Source organism: Rhizobium sp. AN5, assembly GCF_900215255.1.
Lineage (GTDB): Bacteria > Pseudomonadota > Alphaproteobacteria > Rhizobiales > Rhizobiaceae > Agrobacterium > Agrobacterium tumefaciens.
In genome coordinates this window covers 1,212,362-1,238,852 of sequence record NZ_OCMJ01000003.1, presented here as the reverse complement: position 1 = coordinate 1,238,852, position 26,491 = coordinate 1,212,362, and the positions used below count along the sequence as shown (strand labels likewise).

The following is a 26,491-nucleotide window of genomic DNA, read 5'->3' as shown; positions in this document are numbered from 1 at the left end:
AAGCCCCTCCTTTAATATTACAGTGTCGCCAGTTCGGCGATGGATAACCCGGCCCGTATCTTTTCCAGCCGCTCATTGGCCTTGGCCGGCAGCAGAAAAGCGGGACGTACGCCCGGCGGACGCAAGAGGCCGCGCAAGGCAAGCTCCTGCATCACCGGGAAATGGGCAGCGGCGATCTTGCCCATCCAGAACGGATCGAGCGCGCCACCCTTGCGCAGGTGCTCCAGCACCTCCGCAAGCCCACGCAGATAGATCGCGTCCTTGGAAAGACCGCCGCCACGATAGATGCGCAAAACCATGTTAAAGGCACCGGCCTCGTCGAAACCATGATCGCGCGTCATAGTCCGGAACGTCTCAACAAAAGTCGCGCCGTCCAACATGGCGGCGCAGCCGACGACACGGCCGGCGATCAGCCGCAGGCGCTCGCGCGTCATGCCGCCGGCGAGATGTTCCGCCAGCACTGCCAGCCCTTCCTGCACGCCCTCATAACCGGAAAGGCCGGTGCGGAAGAGCCGGAGACCCTGAAACGAACCGTTGAAATAGGTGAGGAGATGCACGCCGATTTCATGCGACAGCAGCGCCTCGACCCGGCGCTGTTCCATGACGGTGTGACGAGAAATCAGGAGCTTCTCACCCGTCACCATCAGGCCAGGCGGCAGGTCGTCCCTGATCTCGACACGCGCCTTGAATTCCGGCTCTTCCGCCAGATAGGTCTCAATCATCTCGCGCGATTTTTTGGCGACCGCATAACAATCGACCATGGCGATTTCGCCGCTCTCATCCTTGCGCGGGCAATCGGCAAGCACCTTGAGCGCCAGCGTCAGAAGCGCGGGTTCGACGGCACCGTAAAGGGCGCGGGAGAAATCGGTAAAAGTCCGGCGATGCAGATTGGCGAGCATGGTCAGTTGCAGATCGATCTCCTGCTGTTTCTCCCGGTAGAGATGATAAAGCACCGGGTCTTCCAGATGATCGAAAACGACGGAATATAGCTTGCGTTTCTGCTCCTCGACGTCAACGCCGAGCGGCCTGTAAAGCAGGCGCGGCGGATATTGGAAGCTGCCGTCACGAAATTCCTCGAAGGCCCGGCGGGCATTGATCGGCGTGACGGACAGAAGAAAATCAAAGGACGAGACGATGTCGTCTATTGAACGATCGGCGCGTCTGACGGCATCAACGAAGGCCTTGCGGCCGAGCGCGCGATGGCTGGTAACCTTGAGTGCGTCTTTACCGGCAGCAAATGACGAGAAGGCCTGAAGGCCGGCATCGAAAATATCCGCAATCATCGTCTCTCGCAGGCCGGGATAATCGGCGCCGGATTCAGGCTGTCGGTAGATCGGCGCGAAACGCACGCTGATGCAGGGAAAATCAAGCCCGGCATTTTGAAATCTGAGGATCGGATCGGCATCCGGTTCCGGTCGGGTTACGCGGGGCGTACGGAAACGCACTTCGGCATCGCAAACCGCCTTGATGAAAACACGGCGGGCACTTTGCGTTTCCGGCTCAGATGTTGCCGAGACGGAAACCTCATAATGCGGCAGGAAAGGTGAATCGTCAGCGAGCAGAATGTCGTGTTCCAGTTCGCCGATATCGAGAACCATGAAGGCGCCGAAACGTTCGCGCATGGCCGTGCCGACGGCTGCAATCAGGGGTGCCGCCTCCTGAATGCTCGATGCGATCAGATAGGATGCATGCGCAGAGGCGATATCGCGGGCCGCGAGGTCCTTCGTGCCACCGGTCAGATGCAGGCAAAGGAACGGCAGCGGACGGTCGATATGCAGCCGGCCGTTCTTTCCGACATCACGACGGACGGCCTTGCCGGCATCGAGGCAGGCGACGACATCGTCTACCAGCTCGATGACCGGTAACGGTTCGCTACGCGCCGAGGAGACGTTCATCGCCGCGCCCTCAGGCACTCTTCGAGAACCGGCTGAAGTGCCGTGATAGCGTCGCGAATATCGGAAACAACGCGCTTATCCGGCTTACCGGTCCACTCGTCCATGAAGAATTTCTTGAACTCCACCGCAATCGCGCAGCCGTTCTGCTTAAAACGCTCGTGTATAAACCGGGTCTGCTCTCCCTTGCCCTGAAAGGCGACGTTCTCGCGTACATCAAGGCGGCGTCCGCCGATGGTGGCTGACGCGAAATGATGGCCCACCGCGCTGACGACGTCACTCCAGCGGCTGCGATCCATGGAAAATGTGCCGATATTGATATCCGGCGCTTCCGCCTGTGGCGTTGGCGGCGCTGTAGCGCCCTGCCGGCGATGATTGTAGCTGTGTATGTCCAGCACGACAAAAGCACCGTGCCGCCGCTCGACGGTTGAGAGAACTGCTTCGAGCATCGCGTAATAATCGGCATGAAAATCGAGCGATTGCCGGGTGGCCTCTTCGGGCGGCTCCTGTTTCCAGACCTCCAGCCCCCAGGATTGTTCCGGTTTCAGATAAACTGCCTGATCGGCGGCACGGTTGAGATCGATTTCGAAACGCGAATGGTGAACGACAACGCGGTTTCTCATCCCCGCGATCATCTCGCCGGTAAAAGGGTCTTCCTCCCTCAGTCGCTGCTCGGCGGAAAGAGCCATCAGCGAGGCTATGTCCGGGCGAATGAGATGACCATCATGAATGGCCGTGCCGATGACCGGTGAATTGCCGAAGTCGATCGACCAGAAACCCTTGCTTTCGTCGTTGCCGTGATACTCGCCGTCACTGTGTCTGGCTGTCATGCCGCCTCCCCTGCATCTGGGGTAAAACAGCACGACTTGCCGGTTTGTTCCGATAAAAATTGCGCGCGATACATTCGTCCTCGGCAAGAATCCGCCTGAAAAAATGCGGAACCATACCGGAAAGCTCACGTTGTTCTGGCAGGAGGGCCGCCGTGTCAAACGGACACGATGGCGCTGAAGAACATCGGGATTTTTCCGTTTTCTCCCGATGGCCAACGAAATGGCAGCCGAGCTTCTTACCCATCCGGCGCCCTCCGTCCCCGCTTTCCACGCACAAGGAACCGCGACATGGAAAAGACCGAAACGCGTAAACTTGCAGAAGAATATCTGCGGCTCGGCGGCACCCGTCAGGTCATGATCGACGACAACAAGACCTTCGTGCGCCAATGGGAAGACGAACCGGCAGAAGCCGAGACCTTCTGGCAAACGAATATCGAAAAGCTCGATCCGGAGCGCCGGGAGGATGTGGAGTTTTTTCTGCCCTCCGTGAATTCGGACAAAGACGAAAACAGATAAACAGGAAGGAAACAGACATGACTGCCATCAACACTGCAAAAATCGTCATTCTCGCAACGGACGGCTATGAGCGTTCGGAACTGCGCGTGCCCTATGATCAGCTGAAGGCCAAGGGCGCGGACGTTAAGATCGCCTCGATCAAGGATGGTGAGATCAAGAGCTGGGACGAAAAGAACTGGGGTGACAGCATCGCTGTCGATATTTCCGCGAAGAACGTCAGCGCCAATGATTTCGATGCACTCGTCCTGCCCGGCGGCCAGATCAATCCGGACGTATTGCGTCATGATGAGGATGCAATGCGCGTGGTGCGCGATTTCGTCAAATCCGGCAAGGTGGTGGCTGCCATCTGCCACGCCCCGTGGCTTCTGGTTGAAGCGGATGCCCTGCGCGGTCGCGACGCGACCTCCTATTGGTCGATCAAGACCGACCTGAAAAATGCCGGCGCCAACTGGAAGGACGAAAAGGTTGTGACGGATAAGGGCATCATCACGTCTCGCAGCCCCGATGATCTGGACGCCTTTGTTGCCAAAATCATCGAGGAGGTCGAAGAAGGCAACCACGAGCGCCGCGCTGCCTAAGGGCAGTAAAGCTGAAAAAACCAGAGCGCATCCGGCCTATCCAAAATGGCCCGATGCGCTCTCTGTCTTTGTTTGTTCGCATTTTCCAGACGTAAACTCGCCAGGCATTTCCACCGGAAATGCCCTGCACCTTTCAGGAAAACTCCATGCCCACATCGGAACTGACGAAGGAACGCGACCTCAGGGAATCGAAACCCATTTGGGCCGACACGCCACGCATAGGCCTCCGCACCAGAAACACCCCGAGTTCCGACCATTACGATACGATCGTCGTCGGCGCCGGCATCAGCGGCGCGCTTGCCGCCCATGCGTTGCAGAGACCGGGGCAATCCATGCTGATCGTCGACCGGCGTGATCCGGTGATGGGCAGCAGTGTCGCCAGCACCGCGATGATACAGCACGAGATCGACACACCCCTGATCGAACTCAGAAAGATGATCGGCAAGGATGCTGCCGATCGGGCGTGGCAGCGTTCCGCGCGCGCGGTGCTGCGGCTGGAGGAAATCGTTTCTTCGCTTGGCATTTCCTGCAGCATGGCGCGCAAACAGGCGCTTTATCTTGCCGGAGACGAGATGGGTTTGCGCGCATTGAAGGCCGAAGTGGCAGCGCGCGAAGAGGCCGGGATCGAGGCCCGCTTTCTCGACACCGCAGAACTTAAAAACGACTATGCGATTGATCGGACAGGAGCGATCCTCAGCGATATTTCCGCTTCCGCCAATCCGGCGCAGCTGACGGCGGGCCTGTTGCGCCACACAGCAGGCGCTGGCGCGGAGATCGTTTCACAACTTGAAATCACCGATCTTCGAAATCTCGGCGACGAGGTGGTCGTCGCCACAGCGCAGGGCAAAATCATTTCCGCACGCAATATCGTTTTCTGCACCGGATACGAATTCCTGAAATCGCTCGAAAGCCCGAAACACCAGATCATCTCCACCTGGGCGCTGGCGAGTGCGAAGGGTATCGATCTGCCGGACTGGCTGAATAGCCACATCCTCTGGGAGGCTTCAGATCCCTATCTCTACCTGCGCACCGACCGGGACGGGCGCCTTATTGCCGGCGGTGAGGATGAAGAGAACTCCACATCCTACCTGTCTGAGAGCAAGCTTGCCTCCAAGGCGGATGCAATCAAACGCAAGATCGAAACGCTTCTTGGCGTCGACATCGGCGAACCCGAATATCGCTGGGCGGCCGGCTTCGGCACGACCACCACGGGCCTGCCGCTGATCGGTGCGGTTCCCGGCATGAAGAACGTCTATGCCGTCATGGGCTTTGGCGGCAATGGCATCACCTTCAGCCAGATCGCCGCCGAGATAGTCGCCGCCGCCGTCAATGGTGGCAAGGACCCCGACGCCGATCTCTTCCGTTTCGACTGATGCCGCTCGTCATCCCGTATGCGGCGGAGCGTCTGCTGGAATATAAAACGTTGCGCGCAACAGAGCGGGAACCATAGGGGGCTCCGAAAGGTTTGTCTCCCGTGCGCATTGGCGTACATCACGCACTTTCACACCATGGGAGAAGAACCAATGGCCGAGAAAAAACTCGACGACCTGTTTTACGATACGCTGAAGGATATCTATTACGCCGAAAGGCAGATCCTGAAAGCCCTGCCGAAAATGGCGCGGGCAGCGACTGACCCGAAGCTGAAACAGGCCTTCGAAAAGCACAAGGAAGAAACGCAGGGCCAGATCGAACGCCTGCAGGAAGTGTTCGAGATCATCGGCAAGCGGGCGCAGGGCAAGACCTGCGAGGCCATCCAGGGCATCATTGCCGAGGGTGAAGAGATCATGGACGATTTCAAGGGCACCGCAGCTCTCGATGCCGGTCTCATTTCCTCGGCCCAGGCGGTCGAACATTACGAAATCGCCCGTTATGGCACCCTGAAGGCATGGGCCGAAAAGCTTGGGCATGCCAATGCCGTTACCCTGCTGGATGCGACGCTTAAGGAAGAGTCCAAGACGGACGATGCGCTGAGCGCGCTTGCCAAGACATCGATCAATGCCGCAGCCCAGAAAAAGGCGGCCTGATCGCCTTTTCCAACTGCACAAGCAAAAACCGGAATGGTCACCCATTCCGGTTTTTTTGTTTGTTTGAATTCGCCTCGTTTTACGGCAGGGTATAGGCGATCACATAGTCGCCCGGCTTGGTTCCAACGGAGCCGTGACCACCCGCAACCATCACAACATATTGCTTGCCGCCATCCAGCGCATAGGTCATGGGCGTTGCCTGCCCGCCAGCCGGCAGACGTGCTTCCCAGAGCTGTTTGCCTGTGGTGAGGTTGTAGGCGCGCAGATAGTTGTCGACGGCAGCACCTAGGAAGGCCACGCCACCCTTGGTAATCATCGGCCCGCCAATGCCCGGTACGCCCACCTTGAAGGGCAACGGCAGCGGCGTCATGTCATGGACCGTGCCGTTCTTGTGCTTGTAGGCGATATCGCCGGTGCGCAGGTCGGCACCCGCGACATAACCCCACGGCGGTGCCTGGCAAGGGATTTTCAGCGGACCAAGGAACGGTCCCATGAAGACGCCATAGGGCGCACCGTCATTGCGGTTCAACCCCTGCTCACTACCCTTCTCGTCCTGGCCCTTCGGCGGAATGTCGGCGCGCGGCACGAGCTGTGAGGTAAAGGCAAGGTATGTCGGCATGCCGAACATGACCTGACGTTCGGGATCGACCGCGACGCTGCCCCAGTTGAACGTGCCGAAATTGCCGGGATAGATGATGGAGCCGGTCAGCGAGGGCGGTGTGTAGCGGCCCTGATAGTTCAGCTGATGGAAGCGGATGCGGCAGGCGAGCTGATCGAACATGGAGACGCCCCACATGTCCTTTTCCTTCAGCGGCTCCGGCTTGAACGACAGCGCCGTCGTTGGCTGAGTCGGGGAGCTGAAGTCCTCAGGGATTGTACCGCCCGGTGCCGGTTCTTCCGTAATCGGCAGAAGCGGCTCACCCGTGCGCCGGTCCAGAACGTAGATATCGCCCTGCTTTGTAGGGCCGACGAGTGCGGGGACGCTTTGACCGTTCTTGGTGATGTCGAGCAGCACCGGCTGGGCCGGCACATCCATATCCCAGAGGTCGTGATGAACCGTCTGGCGCACCCAACGATCCTTGCCGGTATTGATGTCGAGCGCCACGATGGAGGAGGAATATTTCTCCACATTCTCGCTGCGACCCATACCAAGCTGGTCCGGCACCTGATTGCCGAGGGGTACGTAAACGAGGCCAAGCCCCTCGTCGTAACTCAACACGGACCAGCTGTTCGGCGAGTTGGTGGTGTAGGTTTCGCCTGCGGCAATCGGCTCGGTCTTTTCCGGATTGCCGGAATCCCAGTTCCAGATGAGTGCGCCGCTGTTCACATCGAAAGCACGGATGACGCCGGACTGCTCCTGCGTGGAGTAGTTATCGTTCACCGCACCGCCGATGATGATCTTGCCCGCCGCGATCACGGGCGGCGAGGTCGAATAATAATAACCGGCGGGATTGTATTTCATGCCCTGTTCCAGATGCAGCACGCCCTGATCCGCAAAGGATGTGCAGATCTGACCGGTCGCTGCATCAAGCGCAATCAGCCGCGCATCCGAGGTCGGCAGGTAAACGCGCTCGGCGCAGGCGGTGCCCTGTGCGGCATTGGGTTCGGCATAATAGGAAACACCGCGGCACGTCTGGTGCTGGCGGTCCGGGTTAAGACCGACATTGGGGTCGTATTTCCATTTTTCCTTGCCGGTGGCGGCATCGATGGCGATCGCCCAATTATGCGGTGTGCAGATATAAAGCGTATTGCCGATCTTGAGCGGCGTTACCTGATAGGTGGTTTCACCCACATCATCCGGTAGCTTCACGTCGCCGGTCTGGTACCGCCACGCTTCCTTCAGCTGCGAAACATTATCGACATTGACCTGCGTCAGCGGCGAATAGCGCTGGCCATAAGGCGTGCGGCCGTATTGATGCCAATCGCCATCTGGCACGTCGCCGCCATAGATCGGCGCGGACGCCACCTTCTCCTCAGGCAAGGACCCTGCCTGGTCATGCGGATCCTGCGCCATGGAATATCCCGCCACCACGATGGAGGCGAGAACAGAGAGCGCGAGTGGCCAGGCATTCGGGCCGTAATTCAGCCCTGTTGGGCTTGAAAAACCGAGAGGCTTCCTGACCCAGGGCACCAGCAACCACAGGCCGATAAGAATGACGATGCCACCCCGCGGCCCAAGCTGCCACCAGTCGAAACCCACTTCCCAGATTGCCCAGGCGAGTGTCGCGACAATGAAGACGGCATAGACGTGGAGAGCTGCCCGGTTACGCTTGAACAGCAGAATGGCTGTCAACAGGAAGGCCATACCGGAAAGGACGTAATAGAAGCTCCCGCCCAACATGACGAGCTCAGAGCCGAAACCGAACAGCGCAAGGCCGATCAGCGATAGAATGACCGCAGTAACGGTGACTGCCATGAATGAAACCCCCGATTCCTGTCACTTTGCGTGAAATGGAATTGGGGGCAATCTGGTTCCATACAAACTCAACATTCGCCGTGAAAAATTTCACGGCATGCTGGTTATGGGTTTTGTGTCGCCGGCGCCGTCTCCGTCTGAACGTTTTGCGGCCGGTTCTCGTCGGGTTCGAAAACCGCATATTCGACGACCGTCCAGACCACCAGCGCGAGAAGCAGACTGACAACCAGAATGACAAGAACTGGACGTCCTTTTACCCCTTGCCGCGCCCGCGTTGCCGTTTCATTTTTCGGATCATGCCGACCGCCAAGATAGCTGGTATTTTCTCTGGCCATGTCTCTTACTCCCTGTAACCCTGTTGATTTAATTCACAGGGACACAGTTTGTTCCAGACAGCAAAATCAGCTTAGCCGTACTCTGCGACCGCAAGTCTGGATATATCGCAACCGGCACCGTCGGGCTCATCGACCGCGCTGAAACTTTGCCCAATCCCCAGCCACGAGAATGGTGGCCGGCGATTGGCGTCTTCCGTTTCGCATTGGACCTCCGGCGGGTTTTCAGAAATCGACAGCCACAGCGGTGGTCCCGCAGTTTCAAAGTCGCATTGGTCGCCGGCGGCTTCGAGGTATCTATTCGTGTCGCGGCGACGCACCCGCCATACGGGCAGCATTTCCAGAAAATTGAGAATTCGTATCATCATGATTGTCAGGCGAAATATCTATTAAAAACAACGTCCGCACTGTGGCATGCCCGCCGCGCAATCGCACCCTTGCAGACGTGCAGGCGGAACGAATGGTCGGATTGTGCCAACATTCCGTCATACAGTGTCAGATCGGCTTCGAAACAATCGCGTCAGCGACCGAGCTGCACGATCCAGCGTGTCCACTCTGCGCTATCCGGTTTGATAATATCCGGCATGGTATCACGGTTTTCGGATGCGAAATGCCGCATCTGCCGCGGCGACAAGCCAAAGGTCTTCTTGAAAACGCGGCTGAAATTTTCCGGGTTGGTGAAGCCATAGGACGCCGCCACCTCAGCTATCGTCATATGGGCCGACTGCGGCGCCCGCAGGAAATCCATTGCCCGTTCGAGGCGCCTATGGGTGATGCAGGCCGAAAACCCGCCCAGCGGTTCGAAAAGCCGGTAGACGGTGCGTCGCGATACGCCGAACTCGCCCATGACCTTTTCCACCGACAAGGCCGGATCGAGCAGGTGATTGTCGATATAGCGCCTGATGGATGCACGCAGCGCCCGCTGAACACCCTGCGCATTGTCTTCCCGGACATGATTATTGATGGCAGCGGCGGCAAGCTCCAGCAATGGCGAGACCGTGGCCGCGCCGTCATTGGCATTCATGACGTCAAAGTGGCGGTAAACGCTCGTCATCGTTTCCCGCAGCAGAGATACCAGGGGTAAACCGGCCGGCAGCACGCGCTCGTGATTATTGCCGGAACCGATGAGCCTGCCTTCCAGCAGCCGGCGCGGCACGACAAGGCTCAGATGATCGTGATCCGTTGTGGCTGTGGCCAGCGGCTGCGCCATGTCGATGATGTAGAGATCTCCCGGGCCGGCAGTCTCGCCCGCTCCGCGCCGCGACATGCTTTGGCCGCTGGCGTAAAATTGCAGGAGAAAGCCATCCATCCCATCCCGGGCAATCTTGTGGCGCGAGCGGTCGAAATCCTGCGCCGAGGACTGGGTGCGGCCAAGCGCGACATTGCCGATGAAGGCGGCATCGACACTGGCAAAAAACCCGTCATCCTGCGATCTGCGCAGGCGGGCGTCAAAAAGCACGTTGATCGAATCCCGCCACAGCGCCACAGCGTCGCGCTTCGGCACGTGGCGCGTATCGAAACGCGAGCGCGCTAACGGAGCTTCCGAAAACCCTGTGTTCATAATACCGCTGTTCCGTGAACACGGCGCTGACCCCCGCCGCACGCAAAACTATACAGTATTGAAATCGCATCACAATACCAGAAGGATGGCAGATGGTTCGCTTTAGCCGGATGCGAGAAAATTATTTGGCGGTCCAGCCGCCATCGATGGAAATGGTGGTACCGGTGATGGAGCGCGCCATATCGCCGGTGAGGTAAAGCGCCATCTCCGCCACTTCCTCCGGCTGCACGAAACGTCGCGTCGGCTGCGGCGCAAGCATCACCTTCTTCACCACCTCATCCTCGCCCATGCCATGCAGGCGTGCCTGATCGGCAACCTGCGCCGCGACGAGCGGCGTCCAGACGTAACCGGGGCAGATGGCGTTGCAGGTAATGCCAAGTTCGGCCACTTCCAGCGCCACGCTTTTCGTCAGGCCCACCACGGCATGTTTCGTCGCCACATAGGGACCCTTGAAGGGTGAGGCGCGCAACCCATGCGCGGAAGCAATATTGACGATGCGCCCCCAACCCCTTTCCTTCATGCCCGGCAGGGCTGCACGGATCGTATGAAAAGCACTGTCTAGCGAGATCGCGACAATATGGGAGAAATCGGCGAAATCAAATTCGTCGATCGGCGCGACCTTCTGGATACCGGCATTGTTGACGAGCACGTCGATGTGACCGAATTCGGCAATGACGGTTTCCGGCAGATGTGCACTCTCGTCATAATTGGCGAGGTTGGCAGAAAAATAGACCGGCCGGTGCCGCGCTACCTTCGCAACCGCCTCCAGTGCCTGCGTCGCCGCCTCCACGGTTTCTATGCCGTGGACGGCGACGAGAAATCCCGCCTCGGCAAAACGTTTGGCGATGGCAAGGCCAATGCCGCTGGTGGAGCCGGTGACCAGAACGGTTTTCGGTTGATCCTCCATCATCCTAATCCTTCAGTTGCGGCAGGTTGCGGAAAAGCTCGAGCGCTTCGGGATTTGCGAGCGCGTCGGTGTTTTTCACCGGCCTGCCATGAATGGTGTCGCGAACCGCGATTTCGGAAATCTTGCCCGAGCGGGTACGGGGAATGGCCGTGATGGCAATGATCCTCGCCGGAACATGCCGTGGCGTAGCACCCGAACGGATGCGGGTACGGATGGTCTTTTCGAGTTCCTCCGTCAGCGCCGCACCCTCTTTAAGGCGCACGAAGAGGATAACCCGCTGGTCACCATCAATGTCCTGACCCACGGCAATCGCTTCCTCGACCTCCGGCACTGCTTCCACCTGACGGTAGATTTCCGCCGTACCGATGCGAACCCCACCGGGATTGAGCGTCGTATCCGAGCGCCCGTGGATGACATATCCGCCGGTGGTTCGCATTTCGGCAAAATCGCCATGCGCCCAGATGCCCGGGAAGCGATCGAAATAGGCAGCCTGATAACGAGAACCATCCTCATCGCCCCAGAATTTGACCGGCATGGAAAGATGGGCATTGCGGCAGACGAGCTCACCAGCCACGCCGCGAACGGGATGGCCTTCATCGTCCAGGGTATCGACATCCATACCGAGCATCGCGCCCTGCAACTCCCCACGGTGAACAGGTTGCAGCGGATTGCCGCCAAGGAAACAGGCGCATATATCCGTGCCGCCGGAAATGGAGGCGAGATGCAGATCGGCCTTCCAGTCGCGATAGATATAATCGAAGGATTGCGGGATGAGCGGCGAGCCGGTGGAAAGGATTGTCCGAAGGGATGAAAGGTCATGGGTTTCGCGCGGTTTCAACCCTGCCTTCAGGCATGCGTCGATAAATTTGGCCGATGTTCCGAAGGTCGCGATCCGTTCGGCGTCAATGAGATCGATCAGCCGCGCGGGCGACGGATAACCGGGATTGCCGTCATAGGTGACGAGGGTGGCGCCAAGCGCCAGGCCGGACACCTGCCAGTTCCACATCATCCAGCCGCAGGTGGTGAAATAGAAGAAACGTTCGCCTTGCCTGATATCGCATAGCAGCTTCTGCTCCTTCATATGCTGAAGAAGCAGGCCACCGCCGGAATGGGTGATGCACTTCGGCTTGCCGGTGGTGCCGGAGGAATAGAGGATCGCCAGCGGCGCCTTGACCGGCAGCCGGTTGAACGCGATTTCACCCGGCTTAAAGGGCGCAACGAAATCATGCAACGTCACGCAGCCGAGATCGGAAAGGCTGGCGGGAACAACGTCACCGATCAGCACTATCTTTTGAGGGGCAGCGCTTTCCACCACCGCGCGGATTGTCGGTCCGACATCGATCCGCTTGCCGGCATAACCATATTCCGGCACGGCGATGAGGATTTTCGGATCGATCTGCGAGAGCCGGTCGGAAGCTCCCGCCGGGCCGAAATCCGGTGAACAGGACGACCAGATGGCTCCGATGGCGCTCGTTGCCAGATAACCGACGATCGCCTCGATATCATGGGTGACGATGGCGCCGATGCGATCGCCTTCCTTCACGCCGGCGTGGACAAGCGCCTGCACCATGAGGGAGACATCTGCATAAAGCTGCCTGCGGCTGATTTCACGCCGCGTGCCATCATCGCGATGGGCGATGATCGCCAACCGTTCATCGGCATCGCGCAGGAGGTTTTCGGCATAATTGAGCCTCGCACCGGGATAAAACTCGGCTTCCCGCATGGTCGCGCCGGACTTGAAGGCCCTTTCGCCGCGCGTGCCGATGATCCCCAGCTCGTCCCACAAGGCATTGTAAAAGGCCTCCGGTGCCTCGATGGACCAGCGCAGCAGGCCGGAATAATCATCAGCCGCAAGCCCATGCAACGACGCGGTCCTTGTGGCAAAGGCGAAAAGCGCCGAGTGCTCCAGCCTTTCCCTTGGCGGTACCCACAGAATATCCGACGGCGTGGCGTCCATCATGCCTCGCCTCCGCGTAGCATTTCGACAATTGCGGAGAAATCACGCGCCCCACCGCCCTCACCGACGAAGTTCTCATAAAGCGCCGATGCTGCGGCGCCGAGTGGAGTGGCAACGCCGGCTCCGTTCGCGGCCGCCTGCGAGAGTAGCAAATCCTTCAGCATCAGCGCCGCAGCGAAACCGGGTTGATAATCATTGTTCGCCGGTGATGTCGGCACTGGTCCCGGCACCGGGCAATAGGTTGTGAGCGACCAGCATTGACCCGATGAGGTGGATGCGACATCGAACAGCGCCTGATGCGAAAGGCCGAGTTTTTCGCCCAGCACGAAGGCCTCGGAAACCGCAATCATGGAAACTCCGAGGATCATGTTGTTGCAGATCTTGGCCGCCTGGCCGTTGCCGCCCTTGCCGCAATGGACGATCTTCTTGCCCATGGCTTCCAGCACCGGCTTGGCCGCCGAGAAAGCCTCGGCCTCTCCGCCACACATGAAGGTCAAGGTGCCGGCACTGGCACCGCCCGTACCGCCAGATACCGGCGCGTCGACCGAAGGGCAGCCGGCGGAAGCGGCAAGCTCGTGTGCCTTCAGGGCGCTCTCCATATCCACCGTCGAGCAATCGATGAGAAGCGTTCCGGCAGCTGTTTTCTGCACCAGATCACCATATACCGAAACAACATGTTCACCCTTCGGCAGCATGGTTACGATCACTTCCGCCGCATCAATGGCTTCGGCAGAATCCAAAGCCACGGGAATTCCGGCCTCCCTCGCCGCCGCGCGGCATGCCTCGGAAAGGTCGAAACCCCTGACGGCATAACCCGCCTTGACGAGATTGGCGGCCATCGGCAGGCCCATATGGCCAAGTCCGATAAAAGCGACGGTCTTCATGGGAACGCTCCTCTTAGCGATTATCCGCAAGGATCATGTCGGCAGCCTTTTCGGCAATCATGATCGTTGGCGAATTGGTATTTCCGGACGTGATCCTCGGCATGATGGAGGCGTCCGCCACACGCAGCCCTGCAAGCTTGCGGAATTTCAGCCGCGTATCGACAACGCTTTCGGCATCGGAGCCCATGCGCAGGGTGCCGACGGGGTGGAATATGGTCGTGCCGATATCGCCCGCAGCGCGGGCCAGATCGTCGTCATTCTCAAAAGAAGGGCCGGGCCGGTATTCCTGCGGTTTGAACCGCGAAAAGGCGGGCTGGTTGACGATGCGGCGCGTCAGCCGCATGGAATCGATGGCCACCCGGCGGTCGCCTTCCGTCGAAAGATAATTCGGTCGGATTTCCGGCTGCATGGCGAAATCCGGTCCTTTCACATGCACTGAGCCTCGGCTTTCCGGCCGCAGATTGCAGACACTTGCCGTAATGGCCGGAAAAGTGTGAACCGGATCACCAAACTTGTCGAGTGACACCGGCTGGACATGATATTCCAGATCCGCCGTCTCCTTTTCCGGAGAGGAACGGGTGAAGACACCAAGCTGGCTCGGCGCCATCGACATCGGCCCGGAGCGGGTCAGGGCATATTCGAGGCCGATCCTTGCCTTGCCAAACAGGGTAGAGGCCCTCTCATTCAGCGTCAGGACGCCTGAAACCTTATAGACCATGCGCAATTGCAGATGGTCCTGCAGGTTCTCGCCCACACCTTGAACTTCCGTCACTGTGTCGATACCGGCGGCCTGCAACACGTCGCCGCGGCCAACGCCGGAAAGCTCCAGAATGTGCGGTGAACCGACTGCACCTGCCGAAAGCACCGTTTCGCGCCGTGCACGCATCTTTTTCAAGACGCCGTCGTGGTGAAACTCGACGCCGGTGACCCGGCCCTCTTCGACAATGAGACGCTTGACATGGGCCTTGGTCATGACTGTCAAATTCCGGCGGCCAAGCGCCGGTTTCAAAAAGGCCTTGGCCGTGTTCCAGCGCCAGCCCGACCGCTGGTTCACATCGAAATAACCGGCCCCTTCATTGTCGCCCCGGTTGAAATCTTCGGTCGCAGGAATGCCGGCCTCACCCGCTGCCTGCTGAAAGGCATCAAGCACATCCCAGCGCACGCGCGCCTTCTCCACCCGCCATTCGCCGCCGGTGGAATGCATGTCGCCCTTCCCGCGATAGAAATCCTCCGACTTCAGGAAATAGGGCAGGATATCATCCCATCCCCAGCCCTCGCAGCCGAGTTGACGCCAGACATCGTAGTCGCGCGCCTGACCGCGCATATAGATCATGCCGTTGATGGATGAACAGCCGCCGAGAACCTTGCCGCGAGGATAGATCAACGACCTTCCGTTAAGCCCAGGTTCTTCCGCCGTCTTGAAACACCAGTCGGTGCGCGGATTGTTGATGCAATAGAGATAACCAACCGGAATATGGATCCAGTGATAATTATCGTTGCCGCCCGCTTCCAGCAGCAGGACGCGATTGTTCGGGTCTTTCGAGAGGCGGTTGGCGAGAACGCATCCCGCACTTCCCGCTCCGATGACGATATAGTCAAATTCCGCCATGCTATTCTCCATGCGGCTCCCTTGCCGCGTCGCCCCGGACGCGGAGGAGCCTTCCCCCTGTTTCAAAAAATTCTTATCCCCGGTGCTGAAAACCCAGTTTTCGCCCGAGCCGCGAAGCGTAAAATTCACCGATCAGACCGCGCCGGAACACCAGAACGCAGGCCATGAAAACGAGGCCGGTGATGATGGTGACCGGGAAATCGGATGTCGCGAGATAGTTCTGCAGCGCGACGACAAGCCCCGCACCGAAGATCGGGCCGATCATGGTGCCGATACCGCCAAGCAGGGTCATCAGGATAACCTCGCCCGACATCTGCCAGGCCACATCGGTCAAGGTTGCGAACTGGAACACCAGCGCTTTCAGGCCGCCCGCAAGACCGGCAAGCGCCGCCGACATGACGAAAGCACCAAGCTTGTAACGCTGCACGCTGTATCCAAGAGAAATGGCACGCTGCTCGTTTTCGCGGATGGATTTCAGGATCATGCCGAAGGGCGAGTTGACGAAACGCCAGATGACGAGAAGTGCCAGCACGAAGGCCGCCAGCACCGTGTAGTAAATGTTCAGCGGCGCGTTGAGATCGAGAAGGCCGAAGAGGTGTCCACGCGGCACGCCCTGCAATCCGTCCTCACCATGGGTGAAGGGTGCTTGAAGGCAGAAGAAATAAAACATCTGCGACAAGGCAAGCGTGATCATGGCGAAATAGATGCCCTGCCGGCGAATGGCGAAAAAGCCGATGACGAGGCCAAGAAGGGCGGCACCCGCCATGCCGATGAGGAGGCCGATCTCGGGCGTGACGCCCCATTCCTTCACCGAATAGGCGGTGAAATAGGCAGCGCCGCCGAAAAATGCCGCATGGCCGAAGGAAAGCAGCCCGGTATAACCGATCAGCAGATTGAAGGCGCAGGCAAACAGCGCAAAGCACAGAAGCTTCATCAGAAAGATCGGATAAACGAACATCGGTGCAGCGATCAGCACGGCCAATCCTGCCAGTATCAGCACGGTCTTGATGGTTCCGGCGGTTGCGGAAACCTCCGCCTGCGGCATCGCGCCGGCTGTCGGGTTGTGAGTGGCTTTGGACATATCAGGCGTCCTTTCCGAAAAGTCCGGCGGGGCGGATGAGCAGCACAAAGGCCATGATGACGAAGATGACGATGTTGGACGCTTCCGGGTAGAACACCTTGGTCAGGCCTTCAGCGATACCCAGCATGTAGCCGGTGACGATGGCGCCCATGATCGACCCCATGCCGCCGACCACGACGACGGCGAAGACGACGATGATGAGGTTGGTGCCCATCAGCGGCGAGACCTGATAGATCGGCGCGGCCAGCACGCCGGTGAAACCGGCAAGGCCCGCACCCAGCGCGTAGGTCAGCGTCAGGAGCACAGGCACGTTGATACCGAAGGCCTGCACCAGTGTCGGATTTTCCGTCGCCGCGCGCAGATAGGAGCCGAGCCGCGTCTTTTCGATCAACGCCCAGGTGGCGATGCAGGCGACAAGCGAGATGACGACGACGAAAGCGCGGTAGTTCGGCAGGAACATGAAACCGAGATTGGTGCCGCCGGCAAGCTCGCGCGGAACCGAATAGGGCTGACCCGCCGCACCGTAAAGCCAGCGGAACGTGCCTTCCACCACCAGCGCCAGGCCGAAGGTGAAGAGCAGCCCATACAGCGGATCGAGATCGTAAAGCCGCGACAGTAGCAGGCGCTCGATGATCGCGCCGAAAAGTGCAACGACAAGCGGCGTCACCACCAGTGCCCACCAGAAGCTGATGCCGAAATATTGCAGGCCGAGAAAGGCCACGAAAGCGCCAAGCATATATTGGGCACCATGGGCGAAATTGATAACGCGCAGCAGGCCGAAAATGACGGCAAGGCCGAGCGACAGCAGCGCATAAAACGACCCGTTGATGAGGCCGATCAGCAATTGCCCGAGCAGGGCCTGAACCGGAACGCCGAAGAGCATCGTCATCGTTAAACCCCCAGCACTTTATTGAGTTCGCCCATGCGGCCGGAAAGCTCGCCCACCGGAAAATTGCTGACCATCTGGCCATGATCCATCAGGTAGAAACGATCCGCGATGCGGCTGGCGAAGCGGAAATTCTGCTCGACCAGAACCACGGTCATGCCACGACTTTTCAAGGTCTTCAGCACCTCGCCGATGCGCTGCACGATTACAGGCGCAAGCCCTTCGGTCGGCTCATCGAGCAGGAGAACCTTAACCCCTGTGCGCAGGATGCGCGCCATGGCCAGCATCTGCTGTTCGCCGCCGGAAAGCTTGGTGCCGGGGCTCGCCCGACGTTCATAAAGATTGGGAAACAGCTCGTAGATTTCATCGAGCGTCATGCCGCCGGATGCGACGACGGGCGGAAGTTTCAGATTTTCCTCGACGCTCAGCGTCGCGAAGATGCCGCGCTCTTCCGGCACGAAACCGAGGCCGTATTTCGCCGTGCGATGCAACGGCACCGGCATCAGATCCTTGCCGCCGAGTTTGATCACGCCCTTGCGGTTGCGGATGATGCCCATGATGGTGCGCAGTGTCGTGGTCTTGCCGACCCCATTGCGCCCGAGAATGGTGATGGTTTCGCCTTCGCCGACGGTCAGATCGACGCCGTGCAGCGCCTGGCTTTCGCCGTACCAGGATTTCAGGTTGGAGACTTCGAGCATTGCCGCCATATCACGCCTCCTCCGTGCCCATATAAGCCGTGCGCACGCGCGGATCGGCGGAGACGGTGGCATAATCGCCCTCCGCCAGAATTTCGCCGCGCTGCAGCACCGTGACCTGATGGCAGATATCTGCCACGACCTTCAGATTATGTTCGACCATCAGCACCGCGCGCGTTTTGGCCACTTCGCGGATGAGATCGGCGACATGCGCGACATCCTCGCCCCCCATGCCCGCCATCGGCTCATCGAGAAGCAATACCTTGGGGTCGAGCGCAAGCGTGGTGGCGATTTCAAGAACGCGCTTGCGACCGTAGGAAAGATCGGCCGCAAGTGCATTTTTTTCCCGTGTCAGGCCAACCGTTGCGATCAACTCCTCGGCACGTGCATTGAGCCTGTCGAGTGAAGAGAGCGGCAGCCAGAATTGCGTTGAAAGGTTATTCGGCCGCTGCAACGCCACCCGCACGTTCTCCAGAACCGTCAGATGCGGAAACACCGCCGATATCTGGAAAGATCTGACGAGACCGAGCCGCGCCACCTTGTCCGGCGGCGTCTTTGTTATATCCGTCCCCATGAAGGTGATCGCCCCGCCTGTCGGCTGGAGAAACTTGGTCAACAGGTTGAAGACCGTGGTTTTGCCGGCGCCGTTCGGACCAATAAGTGCATGTACGCGGGCATGATGGACGTCGAGATCGACGTTTTTCACGGCCGCGAATGCGCCGAAGGTCTTGGAGATACCGCGCGCCGAAAGCACGACGCGGGGTTCCGCCTGACCGGCATGGGCGGGAGCGATCATCATGAAGTTCCCCCTTTTTACTGCGTTACCAGCGGGCAACCGCTTTTTGCGGGGTCCATGAAGGCTTCCTTGCCGGGGATCGTGGCAAGCACCTTGTAGTAGTCCCACGGCTGCTTGCTCTCATCCGGCTTCTTCACTTCCATCAGATACATGTCGTGGATCATGCGGCCATTGGCGGCCACATGGCCATCCTTCGAGAAGACGTCGTTGACAGGCATTTCCTTCATGGCCTTTGCCACGGCGTCAGCATCGTCGGTGCCGGCCTTATCGATGGCCTTCAGATAATGCAGCACGGCGGAATAGGTACCGGCATGCACCATGTTCGGCATGGCACCTGTGCGTTCCTTGAAACGTTCGCCGAATTTGCGCGATTCATCGTCGCGGTCCCAATAGAACCCTTCCGTCAGCGTCAGGCCCTGAGCCGCTTCGAGACCGAGGCCGTGCACTTCGGCAAGCGTAAAGAGAAGGGCCGCCAGCCGCTGCCCGCCCGCAACGATACCGAATTCAGCGGCCTGCTTGATGGCATTTGAGGTGTCGAGACCGGCATTGGCAAGGCCGATGACCTTCGCGCCTGATGACTGCGCCTGCAACAGGAAGGAGGAATAATCCGTTGAGGCCAGCGGATGGCGCACGGAACCCAGCACCTTGCCGCCATTGGCCTTGACGAAGTTGGACGTGTTTTCTTCCAGCGAATAACCGAAAGCGTAATCGGCAGTCAGAAAGAACCAGCTGTCGCCGCCCTGTTTCACCAGCGCACCGCCGGTGCCGACTGCCAGCGAATAGGTGTCGTAGGCCCAGTGGAAACCATAGGGGCTGCACTGCTTGCCCGTCAGCTCGGTGGTTGCCGCGCCCGTGTTGATGGTGATCTTCTTTTTGTCCTTCGAGAGTGCCTGCACGGCGAGGCCCACCGACGACGAGGTCAGTTCCATGATCGAATCGACCTGTTCGGTGTCATACCACTGCCGGGCGATGTTGGAGGCGACATCCGCCTTGTTCTGGTGGTCAGCCGTTACCACTTCCACCGGCGCGCCCAGCACCTTGCCGCCAAAATCCTCGACCGCCATCTTCGCGGCCTCGTAAGAGTATTTGCCGCCGAAATTGGCGTAGACGCCCGACTGGTCGTTCAAGATGCCAATCTTGACCTTGCCGTCCGAAATCTCGGCAGCGTAAGCGGCGGTGCCTGCCGCCAGTGCCATGGCCGTGGATAAAACGATACTCTTGCGCATGACTTCTCCTCCCAGAGATGATTGCGAGCCTCAGATAGGTCTGTGCAACGGTGAACGAAGGCGCATGGCGATCGTCCCACGGTGTTGCATCACAACGGTCGCGCCACCCTCCTCAAAGCAGCGCCTCCCTATGTAGACTTCTCGAATTCGGTCGTTGACACAAGAGCGGGGCATCATCAAATTGCGAACAGGAACTGTTCATTTTTGAACAGACCTGGCAATGGAGACCGAATTGGCCACGCCTTTTACCTGGGACGACCTGCAATATTTTCTGGCGGTGGCCCGCACCGGACAACTTTCATCGGCAGCGCGTAGCCTGCGCACCAGCCACGCCACCGTCTCCCGCCACATCGACCGGCTGGAATTCTCGCTTAAAACCAAGCTGTTCGAGCGAAATCCGCGTGGTTACGAACTGACGACGGTCGGGCGGCGCCTGGTCGATACCGTCGAGCGCATCGAGGCGGAAGCGGAAAGATTGCAATCGGATATTTCCGAAAGCGGCAGCCTGCTGCGCGGCGTGGTCAGGCTCAGTGCGCCTGAAGGTTTTTCCAACTTTTTCTTCGTGGAAAGGCTGAAAGACTTCGCCACCACCCATCCGCACATCATGGTGGAGATGGTGACGATCCAGCAGATCATGGCATTGTCGAGGAAAGAAGCGGATGTGGCGGTCACGCTCGATCCACCGAAAGCAGGCCCCTACATCAACGAACAGATCGTCGATTACACGCTGCATATCTACGCATCGCGTTCCTATCTTGCCAGCCACCCGAAAATCACCCGGCGCGAAGATTTGCCCGATCATTTCTTTATCGGTTACGTGCAGGATCTGATCTTCTCGCCGGGCCTCGATTACATGCGCGACGTGATGCCCGGCCTCAGGCCCAACTTCCAGTCATCGAGCATTTTTGCGCAGTTGACCGCAACGCTGAGCGGCCGTGGCCTTTGCATATTGCCCAACTTCATCGCCGCACGCTTTCCGGACCTGCAGATGGTGCTCGCAGGTGAAGTGGAACTGCGGCGGGGTTACTGGCTGACGAGCCATCAGGACCTTGCCAATGTGCCGCGCGTGCGCTCGCTGATGGATTTCATTCTCACGACGGCGCGCGCGCACCAAAATCTCTTCATCCTCGACCACAAGACGATCGCCTGAAACGACCGTCGTTCACATTTCGGCGACACCGTGTCTACGCGCAGCGGATTGGAGAATCCGCACTGCTGCCTATATGACTGACAACAACGATGCCGGCTCAAGTCAGCTGCATCCTTAAACGTTTGGAAGGTCATCATGAAAAAGATCGGATTTCTATCCTTCGGACACTGGACGCCCTCGCCCCAGTCGCAGACCCGCTCTGCCGCAGACACCTTGCTGCAGTCGATAGACCTCGCCGTTGCTGCGGAAGAGCTGGGCGCCGACGGCGCTTATTTCCGTGTCCACCACTTCGCCCGCCAGCTGGGATCGCCCTTTCCGCTGCTCGCCGCCGTTGGCGCCAGAACGAAAAGCATCGAGATCGGCACCGGCGTCATCGACATGCGTTATGAGAACCCCTTTTACATGGTGGAGGATGCGAGTTCAGCCGATCTCATCGCCGGCGGACGCCTGCAACTCGGCATCAGTCGCGGTTCTCCCGAACAGGTGATCGACGGCTGGCGCTATTTTGGCTACCGCCCTGCCGAGGGCCAGACCGAAGAGGACATGGCGCGCCAGCACACCGAAGTCTTCCTCGAGCTTCTGAAGGGCGAAGGTTTCGCCGAGCCGAACCCACGGCCGATGTTTCCCAACCCGCCCGGCCTGCTGCGGCTGGAGCCGCATTCCGAAGGGTTGCGCGAGCGCATCTGGTGGGGTTCCAGCTCCAATGCGACAGCGGTTTGGGCGGCAAAGCTTGGCATGAATCTGCAAAGCTCCACCCTGAAAACGGATGAGACCGGCGAGCCCTTCCATGTGCAGCAGGCCGAACAGATCCGTGCTTACCGCGCCGCATGGAAAGAGGCTGGACACGCCCGCGAGCCACGCGTGTCGGTCAGCCGCAGCATCTTCGCTCTCGTCAACGATCGCGACCGGTCCTATTTCGGTTACGGCAGCGAGGGTGACGACAAGATCGGTTACATCGACGACAAGACGCGCGCGATCTTCGGGCGCAGCTACGCCGCTGAACCGGAAGCGCTGATCGAGCAGCTAAAAGCCGACGAAGCCATCGCCGAGGCCGACACACTGTTGCTGACCGTGCCGAACCAGCTGGGCGTCGACTACAACGCCCATGTTATCGAGACGATCCTCAAACAGGTGGCTCCTGCACTCGGCTGGCGCTAAGTCAGGCAAAACCTGCATCATACCCACACCGTCACCCTAGATTAGATCCTAGGTGACGGTGCGATCAAGTCTTTAATAGCGCACGATTCCTTTGACGGCGCCGACGCCCCCGTGGCCGGATGCAATCCGGGCTGAACGCCTCTGTTTCATTTCACCGCTTTGCCGTAGCGGGCGATGCTTTCGGCCAAAGGCGTGGTGCTGGCGCCGGGATGCTCCGGGCGTTTGTAAACACCATCGCGAACATTGATCGGCTCTTCGAAATGGTCCTTGATCCACGGAATATATTCGAGGATGGTCGATGCCGGATGCCAGTAACTCAGATGCACATGCACCTGGCTCATCTCACCGGCATGCGGAACGACGGGCAGGCGATGGGCGAGCGCGAGGTCAGCGACCTGGATATATTCGGTGATGCCGCCAAGCCGGGTTACATCCGGCTGGACATAGGCAACCGCGCCCGCATCGATGAATGACCGGAACGCATCCACCGTATAAAGCTGCTCTCCGAGAGCGATGGGAATGGATGTGTTGCGTGCCAGCCGCGCGTGGCTGGTCACATCGTCGTACCAGAGCGGTTCTTCGAACCAATAAATATCCAGATCCTTTGCCGCCGCGCAGAAGCGCTGGCATGTCGGCAGATCCCACTTGCCGTTGCCATCGATAGCGATGCGTATCGAGGAGCCGAGACGCTTGCGCACCGCCGCGAGGCGTCCGATATCGATATTCGGATCATCGTGCCCGACCTTGATTTTCAGGCGGGTAAAGCCATCCTCTTCAACTGCCCTGGCGCTGCCCGCCAGCAGATTTTCGAGATTGAAGGAAAGCCAGCCTATATCGGTATTGTAGGCTTCGACCCCTGCGGTGTGCGCGCCGCCGAGGTATTGCCAGAGTGGCACGCCCGCCTTCTTCGCCTTCAGATCCCAGAGCGCCACATCGACCGCGGCCAGCGCCAGATGGGTAATGCCCGCGCGGCCGACCCATTGCAGGGACGGATAACGAGCAAGTTTTGTCCACAGCCGCGAATGTTCGGATGCATCCTCGCCGATCAGCAGAGGTGCATAGCAATCGCTGATGCAGGAGGTGATCAACCGGTCGGACGGCAGATGCGCATGGGTGCCGGTAAAGCCGTAACCCTCAAGACCGTCACTCGTCGTAATTTTTGCGCCGACGACGCCCCAGTGGGTGATGCTGTGGGTGGAATCGGAAATGGATTCCGATGTCAGCGGCAGATGCAGGATGAAAGGTTCGACAGCGGTTATTTTCATGATCGGTCAATTCCTCGACGCTTGAGCAGCCTTTGGGGAGGAAAAAACGGAAGTCCAGTCCTGATCGAAGTTCCACCGATTAACCGGCGGAATGCCGCCACTGCCCCGCGATCATTGACCGCAGGAGATGAAACCTCAGGGGATTGCCCGGCCACCCTCCTCCAGCAGCCGGCTTCCGATGCCGGATACAGCTAAAGCAAAATCGATCATTGTAAAATAAAAAATTTTTTATTTTTTATATTCTGTCATTGCCTGTCATTCGCGGTTAGGCGATGGTGTTGCCATGAACACACTGATCAAAGTCACGCTCGCCGACCAAGCGCACCAGGAACTGCGGGCGCGCATCGTCAGCGGCAGATTGCGCGGCGGCGAACGCCTGTTGCCCAACGAACTTGCCGCCGATCTCGGCATCAGCCCCACGCCGGTCAAGGAAGCATGCCTGAAACTTGAGGCAGACGGACTGGTGGTCAATTCCTCAAGGCGCGGCATGGTAGTGCGCGATTTTACCGTGGAGGATGTGGAAGAACTCTACGCCGCCAGAATGCTGCTGGAAAAAGGCGCTGTGGAAGTGGCCTTCGATGCCGGGCAGCTGGACGAAGCCTTGCATGCGCGGCTTCTGGAAAGCCTTGCAAAACACCGCGAATTTGCCAAGAGCGCGACGCTGGACGATCTCTCCAAGGCGCTGTTTCACGATCGCAGCTTCCACACGGCCCTTGTTTCGGCCGCGCGCATTCCGGTCATTTCCGGCACGCATGGGCGCATTCTCGATCAGACCCACACGGTTTTCGTATCGATCCTTGGTGACTACGCCCGCTCTGTCGAGGAACACCAGAATATTGCCGACGCCATCGCCGCCCGCAGCAAGGCTCAGATCGTCGACGCCCTATGGCGCCATCTGGAGCGTAGCCGGCAGAATACGCTGCGGCAGGTGCGTCTGCTGAGAGAGGCCGGGGCCTGAGCGTACCCCCGCAATCTTTTGAAGTCCTGAAAAAACAACAGGCCGGAAATCCGGCCTGTTCCATTTATTCATCGGTCAATCGTCGATCTCAAGCCGTAGCGGCCTGCCGTGCCGCCTTACGGCGCTCCACGCGAGCGCGGATGGCGTCTACATCCGTTACCGGAGTGGCGGCAAAAAGCTGGCGCGTATAGGCGTGCTTCGGATCGGCAAATAGTTCCTCGCGCGTGCCCTGCTCCACGGCTACACCCTTCGAGATGACCATGACGTCATCAGCGATATAGCGAACGACGGAAAGGTCGTGGCTGACGAAGACGTAGGTCAGCTCGAACTCTTCCTGAAGGTCTCTCAGCAGGTTCAGCACCTGCGCCTGCACTGAAAGATCGAGTGCCGAGACCGGCTCGTCCAGCACCAGAAGTGCGGGGTTGAGCATCAGCGCCCGCGCAATCGCGATGCGCTGCCGTTGGCCGCCGGAGAACATGTGCGGATATCGGTTGAAGTGTTCAGGACCGAGCCCAACCTTCACGAGCATGGCTTCAGCCCGCTCACGACGCTCGGACGCCGGCATTTTGGTGTTGATGACAAGCGGCTCCATTAGCACGTCGCCCACCTTCTGGCGCGGATTGAGGCTGCCATAGGGGTTCTGGAACACCATCTGCACCTTGGAGCGCATGTCCGTGCCGGGACGGCGCTTTGCGATATCGACCGGCTGGCCGTCGATCTTCAACTCGCCGCCGGATGCCGGGTCGATCAGCGCGATGATGCGCGCTAGCGTCGATTTGCCAGAACCGGACTCGCCGACGATGGCGAGCGTCTTGCCGCGCTCGACGGCAAAATCGATGCCTTTCAACGCCTGCACGGTCTTTGCTCCGCCGAATAGGCCGCCCGGAACGTGATAATGGCGGGTAATGCCCTTGCCTTCGACAACGATGCTCATTGAACGCCCTCCTTGCCGAAGAAGTCGGAAACCGTGGGCAGGCGGTCGCCGGTCGCATGTTCCGGCAGCGCGGAAAGCAATGCCTTGGTATAGGGATGCTGCGGGGCCTCAAACAGGCTCAGCACATCAGCCTCCTCCATCTTGCGGCCCTTATATTGCACGACCACGCGGTCTGCTGTTTCGGCCACGACACCCATGTCATGGGTGATGAGGATCAGCGCCATGCCGTATTCTTCCTGCAGATCCATCAACAGATCGAGGATCTGTTTCTGGATCGTCACGTCGAGCGCGGTGGTCGGCTCGTCGGCGATCAAGAGACGCGGTTTGGAAGCGATGGCGATGGCGATCATCACACGCTGGCATTGACCGCCGGACATCTGGTGCGGATAGGCATTGAGCTTGGTTTCCGGCTCGGGAATGCCGACGGACCGGAAGAGCTCCAGTGCACGTGCACGCGCCGCAGACCGGCTCATGCCGAGATTGAGGCGCAGCACCTCCTCGATCTGGAAACCGACCGTAAAGGACGGGTTGAGCGAGGCGACCGGCTCCTGGAAGATCATGGTGATCTCACGGCCGATCAGCTTGCGGCGCTCCTGCGGCGACATGGCCAGCAGGTTTATACCGTCGAAGATCATCTCGTCGGCGGTGATCGTCGCCGTATCGGGTAAAAGCCCCATGACGGCGAGCATGGAGACCGACTTGCCGGAACCGGACTCGCCGACGATAGCCAGCACCTCATGCTTGTCCACGGAGACGTCGATGCCGTTGACGGCCGTGAACGCTCCGGTGGCGGTGGCGAACTTGACGGTGAGGTTCTTGATTTTCAGCAGGCTCAT

General features: G+C 59.2%; 25 protein-coding genes. 7 read left to right on the top strand and 18 right to left on the bottom strand.

All coding sequences use genetic code 11. The annotated features are described in order from the left end of the window. Positions 1-17: 17 nt before the first annotated feature. Genes CRP02_RS09140 through CRP02_RS09130 form a run of 3 tightly spaced genes read right to left on the bottom strand, consistent with a single transcriptional unit; the run spans position 18 to position 2,966 of the window. Complete coding sequence (locus CRP02_RS09140) at positions 18-1,895, bottom strand: flavohemoglobin expression-modulating QEGLA motif protein (protein ID WP_097170865.1); 1,878 nt, start codon at positions 1,893-1,895, stop codon at positions 18-20. Further along, positions 1,892-2,722, bottom strand: coding sequence for an N-formylglutamate amidohydrolase (locus CRP02_RS09135; protein ID WP_097170864.1), 831 nt, complete (start codon positions 2,720-2,722; stop codon positions 1,892-1,894). The genes CRP02_RS09140 and CRP02_RS09135 overlap by 4 nt, the downstream gene beginning before the upstream one ends. Beyond that, the gene (locus CRP02_RS09130; protein WP_097099684.1) at positions 2,703-2,966 is read right to left on the bottom strand and encodes a hypothetical protein; all 264 of its coding nucleotides are present in this window, start codon (positions 2,964-2,966) and stop codon (positions 2,703-2,705) included. The genes CRP02_RS09135 and CRP02_RS09130 overlap by 20 nt, the downstream gene beginning before the upstream one ends. Before the next feature lie 44 nt (positions 2,967-3,010). On the opposite strand from CRP02_RS09130, the gene CRP02_RS09125 reads away from it, so the two are divergent. The 4 genes from CRP02_RS09125 (at position 3,011) to CRP02_RS09110 (ending at position 5,840) form a co-directional block, all read left to right on the top strand. Further along, the gene (locus tag CRP02_RS09125) at positions 3,011-3,238 is read left to right on the top strand and encodes a hypothetical protein (RefSeq protein ID WP_004431991.1); all 228 of its coding nucleotides are present in this window, start codon (positions 3,011-3,013) and stop codon (positions 3,236-3,238) included. Positions 3,239-3,255: 17 nt separating this feature from the next. After that, entirely contained in the window at positions 3,256-3,816 is a 561-nt protein-coding gene (locus CRP02_RS09120; RefSeq protein ID WP_025595199.1) for a type 1 glutamine amidotransferase domain-containing protein, read from the top strand. Positions 3,817-3,962: 146 nt separating this feature from the next. Beyond that, positions 3,963-5,189: an NAD(P)/FAD-dependent oxidoreductase gene (locus tag CRP02_RS09115; RefSeq protein ID WP_097170863.1), complete on the top strand. Its 1,227-nt coding sequence runs from the start codon at positions 3,963-3,965 to the stop codon at positions 5,187-5,189. A 150-nt stretch (positions 5,190-5,339) separates the two neighbouring features. Further along, the gene (locus tag CRP02_RS09110) at positions 5,340-5,840 is read left to right on the top strand and encodes a ferritin-like domain-containing protein (RefSeq protein WP_004431986.1); all 501 of its coding nucleotides are present in this window, start codon (positions 5,340-5,342) and stop codon (positions 5,838-5,840) included. A 79-nt stretch (positions 5,841-5,919) separates the two neighbouring features. Here the strand turns inward: CRP02_RS09110 and CRP02_RS09105 are convergent, their stop codons facing one another. From CRP02_RS09105 to CRP02_RS09045, 12 genes are all read right to left on the bottom strand, one after another. Continuing rightward, entirely contained in the window at positions 5,920-8,256 is a 2,337-nt protein-coding gene (locus CRP02_RS09105) for a glucose/quinate/shikimate family membrane-bound PQQ-dependent dehydrogenase (RefSeq protein ID WP_097099687.1), read from the bottom strand. Positions 8,257-8,360: 104 nt separating this feature from the next. Further along, a complete protein-coding gene (locus tag CRP02_RS09100) occupies positions 8,361-8,591 on the bottom strand; it encodes a hypothetical protein (RefSeq protein WP_097099688.1) in 231 nt (76 codons plus the stop codon). Between the two features lie 517 nt (positions 8,592-9,108). Next, complete coding sequence (locus tag CRP02_RS09090) at positions 9,109-10,152, bottom strand: helix-turn-helix domain-containing protein (RefSeq protein WP_097171307.1); 1,044 nt, start codon at positions 10,150-10,152, stop codon at positions 9,109-9,111. Positions 10,153-10,270: 118 nt separating this feature from the next. Continuing rightward, entirely contained in the window at positions 10,271-11,056 is a 786-nt protein-coding gene (locus CRP02_RS09085) for a 3-hydroxybutyrate dehydrogenase (protein WP_025595201.1), read from the bottom strand. Positions 11,057-11,060: 4 nt separating this feature from the next. Then, complete coding sequence (locus CRP02_RS09080) at positions 11,061-13,016, bottom strand: acetoacetate--CoA ligase (protein ID WP_097170862.1); 1,956 nt, start codon at positions 13,014-13,016, stop codon at positions 11,061-11,063. Continuing rightward, complete coding sequence (gene mmsB / locus CRP02_RS09075) at positions 13,013-13,897, bottom strand: 3-hydroxyisobutyrate dehydrogenase (protein ID WP_097170861.1); 885 nt, start codon at positions 13,895-13,897, stop codon at positions 13,013-13,015. The genes CRP02_RS09080 and mmsB overlap by 4 nt, the downstream gene beginning before the upstream one ends. 13 nt (positions 13,898-13,910) lie before the next feature. After that, positions 13,911-15,506, bottom strand: a complete 1,596-nt coding sequence (locus tag CRP02_RS09070; RefSeq protein WP_097170860.1) for a GMC family oxidoreductase — start codon at positions 15,504-15,506, stop codon at positions 13,911-13,913. Positions 15,507-15,579: 73 nt separating this feature from the next. Beyond that, positions 15,580-16,587 (bottom strand): branched-chain amino acid ABC transporter permease, encoded by a 1,008-nt coding sequence (locus CRP02_RS09065; protein WP_019566513.1) that lies wholly within the window; start codon positions 16,585-16,587, stop codon positions 15,580-15,582. 1 nt (position 16,588) lies between these two features. Then, entirely contained in the window at positions 16,589-17,476 is an 888-nt protein-coding gene (locus tag CRP02_RS09060; protein WP_097099693.1) for a branched-chain amino acid ABC transporter permease, read from the bottom strand. A 2-nt stretch (positions 17,477-17,478) separates the two neighbouring features. After that, positions 17,479-18,180, bottom strand: a complete 702-nt coding sequence (locus CRP02_RS09055; protein WP_004431956.1) for an ABC transporter ATP-binding protein — start codon at positions 18,178-18,180, stop codon at positions 17,479-17,481. A 1-nt stretch (position 18,181) separates the two neighbouring features. After that, the gene (locus CRP02_RS09050; RefSeq protein WP_097170859.1) at positions 18,182-18,967 is read right to left on the bottom strand and encodes an ABC transporter ATP-binding protein; all 786 of its coding nucleotides are present in this window, start codon (positions 18,965-18,967) and stop codon (positions 18,182-18,184) included. A gap of 14 nt (positions 18,968-18,981) precedes the next feature. Beyond that, on the bottom strand, positions 18,982-20,190 hold the full coding sequence (locus CRP02_RS09045) for an ABC transporter substrate-binding protein (RefSeq protein WP_013762102.1): 1,209 nt from the start codon (positions 20,188-20,190) through the stop codon (positions 18,982-18,984). A gap of 232 nt (positions 20,191-20,422) precedes the next feature. Between CRP02_RS09045 and CRP02_RS09040 the strand changes: the two genes are divergently transcribed. Further along, positions 20,423-21,340 (top strand): LysR family transcriptional regulator, encoded by a 918-nt coding sequence (locus CRP02_RS09040; RefSeq protein ID WP_097171306.1) that lies wholly within the window; start codon positions 20,423-20,425, stop codon positions 21,338-21,340. Positions 21,341-21,475: 135 nt separating this feature from the next. Further along, entirely contained in the window at positions 21,476-22,498 is a 1,023-nt protein-coding gene (locus CRP02_RS09035) for an LLM class flavin-dependent oxidoreductase (RefSeq protein WP_013762100.1), read from the top strand. A 146-nt stretch (positions 22,499-22,644) separates the two neighbouring features. On the opposite strand, the gene CRP02_RS09030 is transcribed toward CRP02_RS09035, so the two are convergent. Beyond that, positions 22,645-23,763, bottom strand: coding sequence for a mandelate racemase/muconate lactonizing enzyme family protein (locus tag CRP02_RS09030; protein WP_097170858.1), 1,119 nt, complete (start codon positions 23,761-23,763; stop codon positions 22,645-22,647). 283 nt (positions 23,764-24,046) lie between these two features. Between CRP02_RS09030 and CRP02_RS09025 the strand changes: the two genes are divergently transcribed. Continuing rightward, positions 24,047-24,721, top strand: coding sequence for a GntR family transcriptional regulator (locus tag CRP02_RS09025; RefSeq protein ID WP_097170857.1), 675 nt, complete (start codon positions 24,047-24,049; stop codon positions 24,719-24,721). A gap of 88 nt (positions 24,722-24,809) precedes the next feature. On the opposite strand, the gene CRP02_RS09020 is transcribed toward CRP02_RS09025, so the two are convergent. Together CRP02_RS09020 and CRP02_RS09015 are read right to left on the bottom strand one after the other, a co-directional pair. Then, positions 24,810-25,655 (bottom strand): ATP-binding cassette domain-containing protein, encoded by an 846-nt coding sequence (locus CRP02_RS09020; protein WP_004431943.1) that lies wholly within the window; start codon positions 25,653-25,655, stop codon positions 24,810-24,812. Next, on the bottom strand, positions 25,652-26,491 hold the full coding sequence (locus tag CRP02_RS09015; protein ID WP_051489722.1) for an ABC transporter ATP-binding protein: 840 nt from the start codon (positions 26,489-26,491) through the stop codon (positions 25,652-25,654). The genes CRP02_RS09020 and CRP02_RS09015 overlap by 4 nt, the downstream gene beginning before the upstream one ends.

Coding starts and splice junctions, on each gene's coding strand:
- CRP02_RS09130 (WP_097099684.1), bottom strand. CDS start 2,966: ATGGGTAAGAAGCTCGGCTGCCATTTCGTTGGCCATCGGGAGAAAACG.
- CRP02_RS09015 (WP_051489722.1), bottom strand. CDS start 26,491: ATGAGCCTGCTGAAAATCAAGAACCTCACCGTCAAGTTCGCCACCGCC.
- CRP02_RS09030 (WP_097170858.1), bottom strand. CDS start 23,763: ATGAAAATAACCGCTGTCGAACCTTTCATCCTGCATCTGCCGCTGACA.
- CRP02_RS09115 (WP_097170863.1), top strand. CDS start 3,963: ATGCCCACATCGGAACTGACGAAGGAACGCGACCTCAGGGAATCGAAA.
- CRP02_RS09110 (WP_004431986.1), top strand. CDS start 5,340: ATGGCCGAGAAAAAACTCGACGACCTGTTTTACGATACGCTGAAGGAT.
- CRP02_RS09140 (WP_097170865.1), bottom strand. CDS start 1,895: ATGAACGTCTCCTCGGCGCGTAGCGAACCGTTACCGGTCATCGAGCTG.
- CRP02_RS09120 (WP_025595199.1), top strand. CDS start 3,256: ATGACTGCCATCAACACTGCAAAAATCGTCATTCTCGCAACGGACGGC.
- CRP02_RS09100 (WP_097099688.1), bottom strand. CDS start 8,591: ATGGCCAGAGAAAATACCAGCTATCTTGGCGGTCGGCATGATCCGAAA.
- CRP02_RS09065 (WP_019566513.1), bottom strand. CDS start 16,587: ATGTCCAAAGCCACTCACAACCCGACAGCCGGCGCGATGCCGCAGGCG.
- CRP02_RS09080 (WP_097170862.1), bottom strand. CDS start 13,016: ATGATGGACGCCACGCCGTCGGATATTCTGTGGGTACCGCCAAGGGAA.
- CRP02_RS09035 (WP_013762100.1), top strand. CDS start 21,476: ATGAAAAAGATCGGATTTCTATCCTTCGGACACTGGACGCCCTCGCCC.
- CRP02_RS09025 (WP_097170857.1), top strand. CDS start 24,047: ATGAACACACTGATCAAAGTCACGCTCGCCGACCAAGCGCACCAGGAA.
- CRP02_RS09045 (WP_013762102.1), bottom strand. CDS start 20,190: ATGCGCAAGAGTATCGTTTTATCCACGGCCATGGCACTGGCGGCAGGC.
- CRP02_RS09125 (WP_004431991.1), top strand. CDS start 3,011: ATGGAAAAGACCGAAACGCGTAAACTTGCAGAAGAATATCTGCGGCTC.
- CRP02_RS09055 (WP_004431956.1), bottom strand. CDS start 18,180: ATGGCGGCAATGCTCGAAGTCTCCAACCTGAAATCCTGGTACGGCGAA.
- CRP02_RS09070 (WP_097170860.1), bottom strand. CDS start 15,506: ATGGCGGAATTTGACTATATCGTCATCGGAGCGGGAAGTGCGGGATGC.
- CRP02_RS09020 (WP_004431943.1), bottom strand. CDS start 25,655: ATGAGCATCGTTGTCGAAGGCAAGGGCATTACCCGCCATTATCACGTT.
- CRP02_RS09135 (WP_097170864.1), bottom strand. CDS start 2,722: ATGACAGCCAGACACAGTGACGGCGAGTATCACGGCAACGACGAAAGC.
- CRP02_RS09050 (WP_097170859.1), bottom strand. CDS start 18,967: ATGATGATCGCTCCCGCCCATGCCGGTCAGGCGGAACCCCGCGTCGTG.
- mmsB (WP_097170861.1), bottom strand. CDS start 13,897: ATGAAGACCGTCGCTTTTATCGGACTTGGCCATATGGGCCTGCCGATG.
- CRP02_RS09085 (WP_025595201.1), bottom strand. CDS start 11,056: ATGGAGGATCAACCGAAAACCGTTCTGGTCACCGGCTCCACCAGCGGC.
- CRP02_RS09105 (WP_097099687.1), bottom strand. CDS start 8,256: ATGGCAGTCACCGTTACTGCGGTCATTCTATCGCTGATCGGCCTTGCG.
- CRP02_RS09060 (WP_097099693.1), bottom strand. CDS start 17,476: ATGACGATGCTCTTCGGCGTTCCGGTTCAGGCCCTGCTCGGGCAATTG.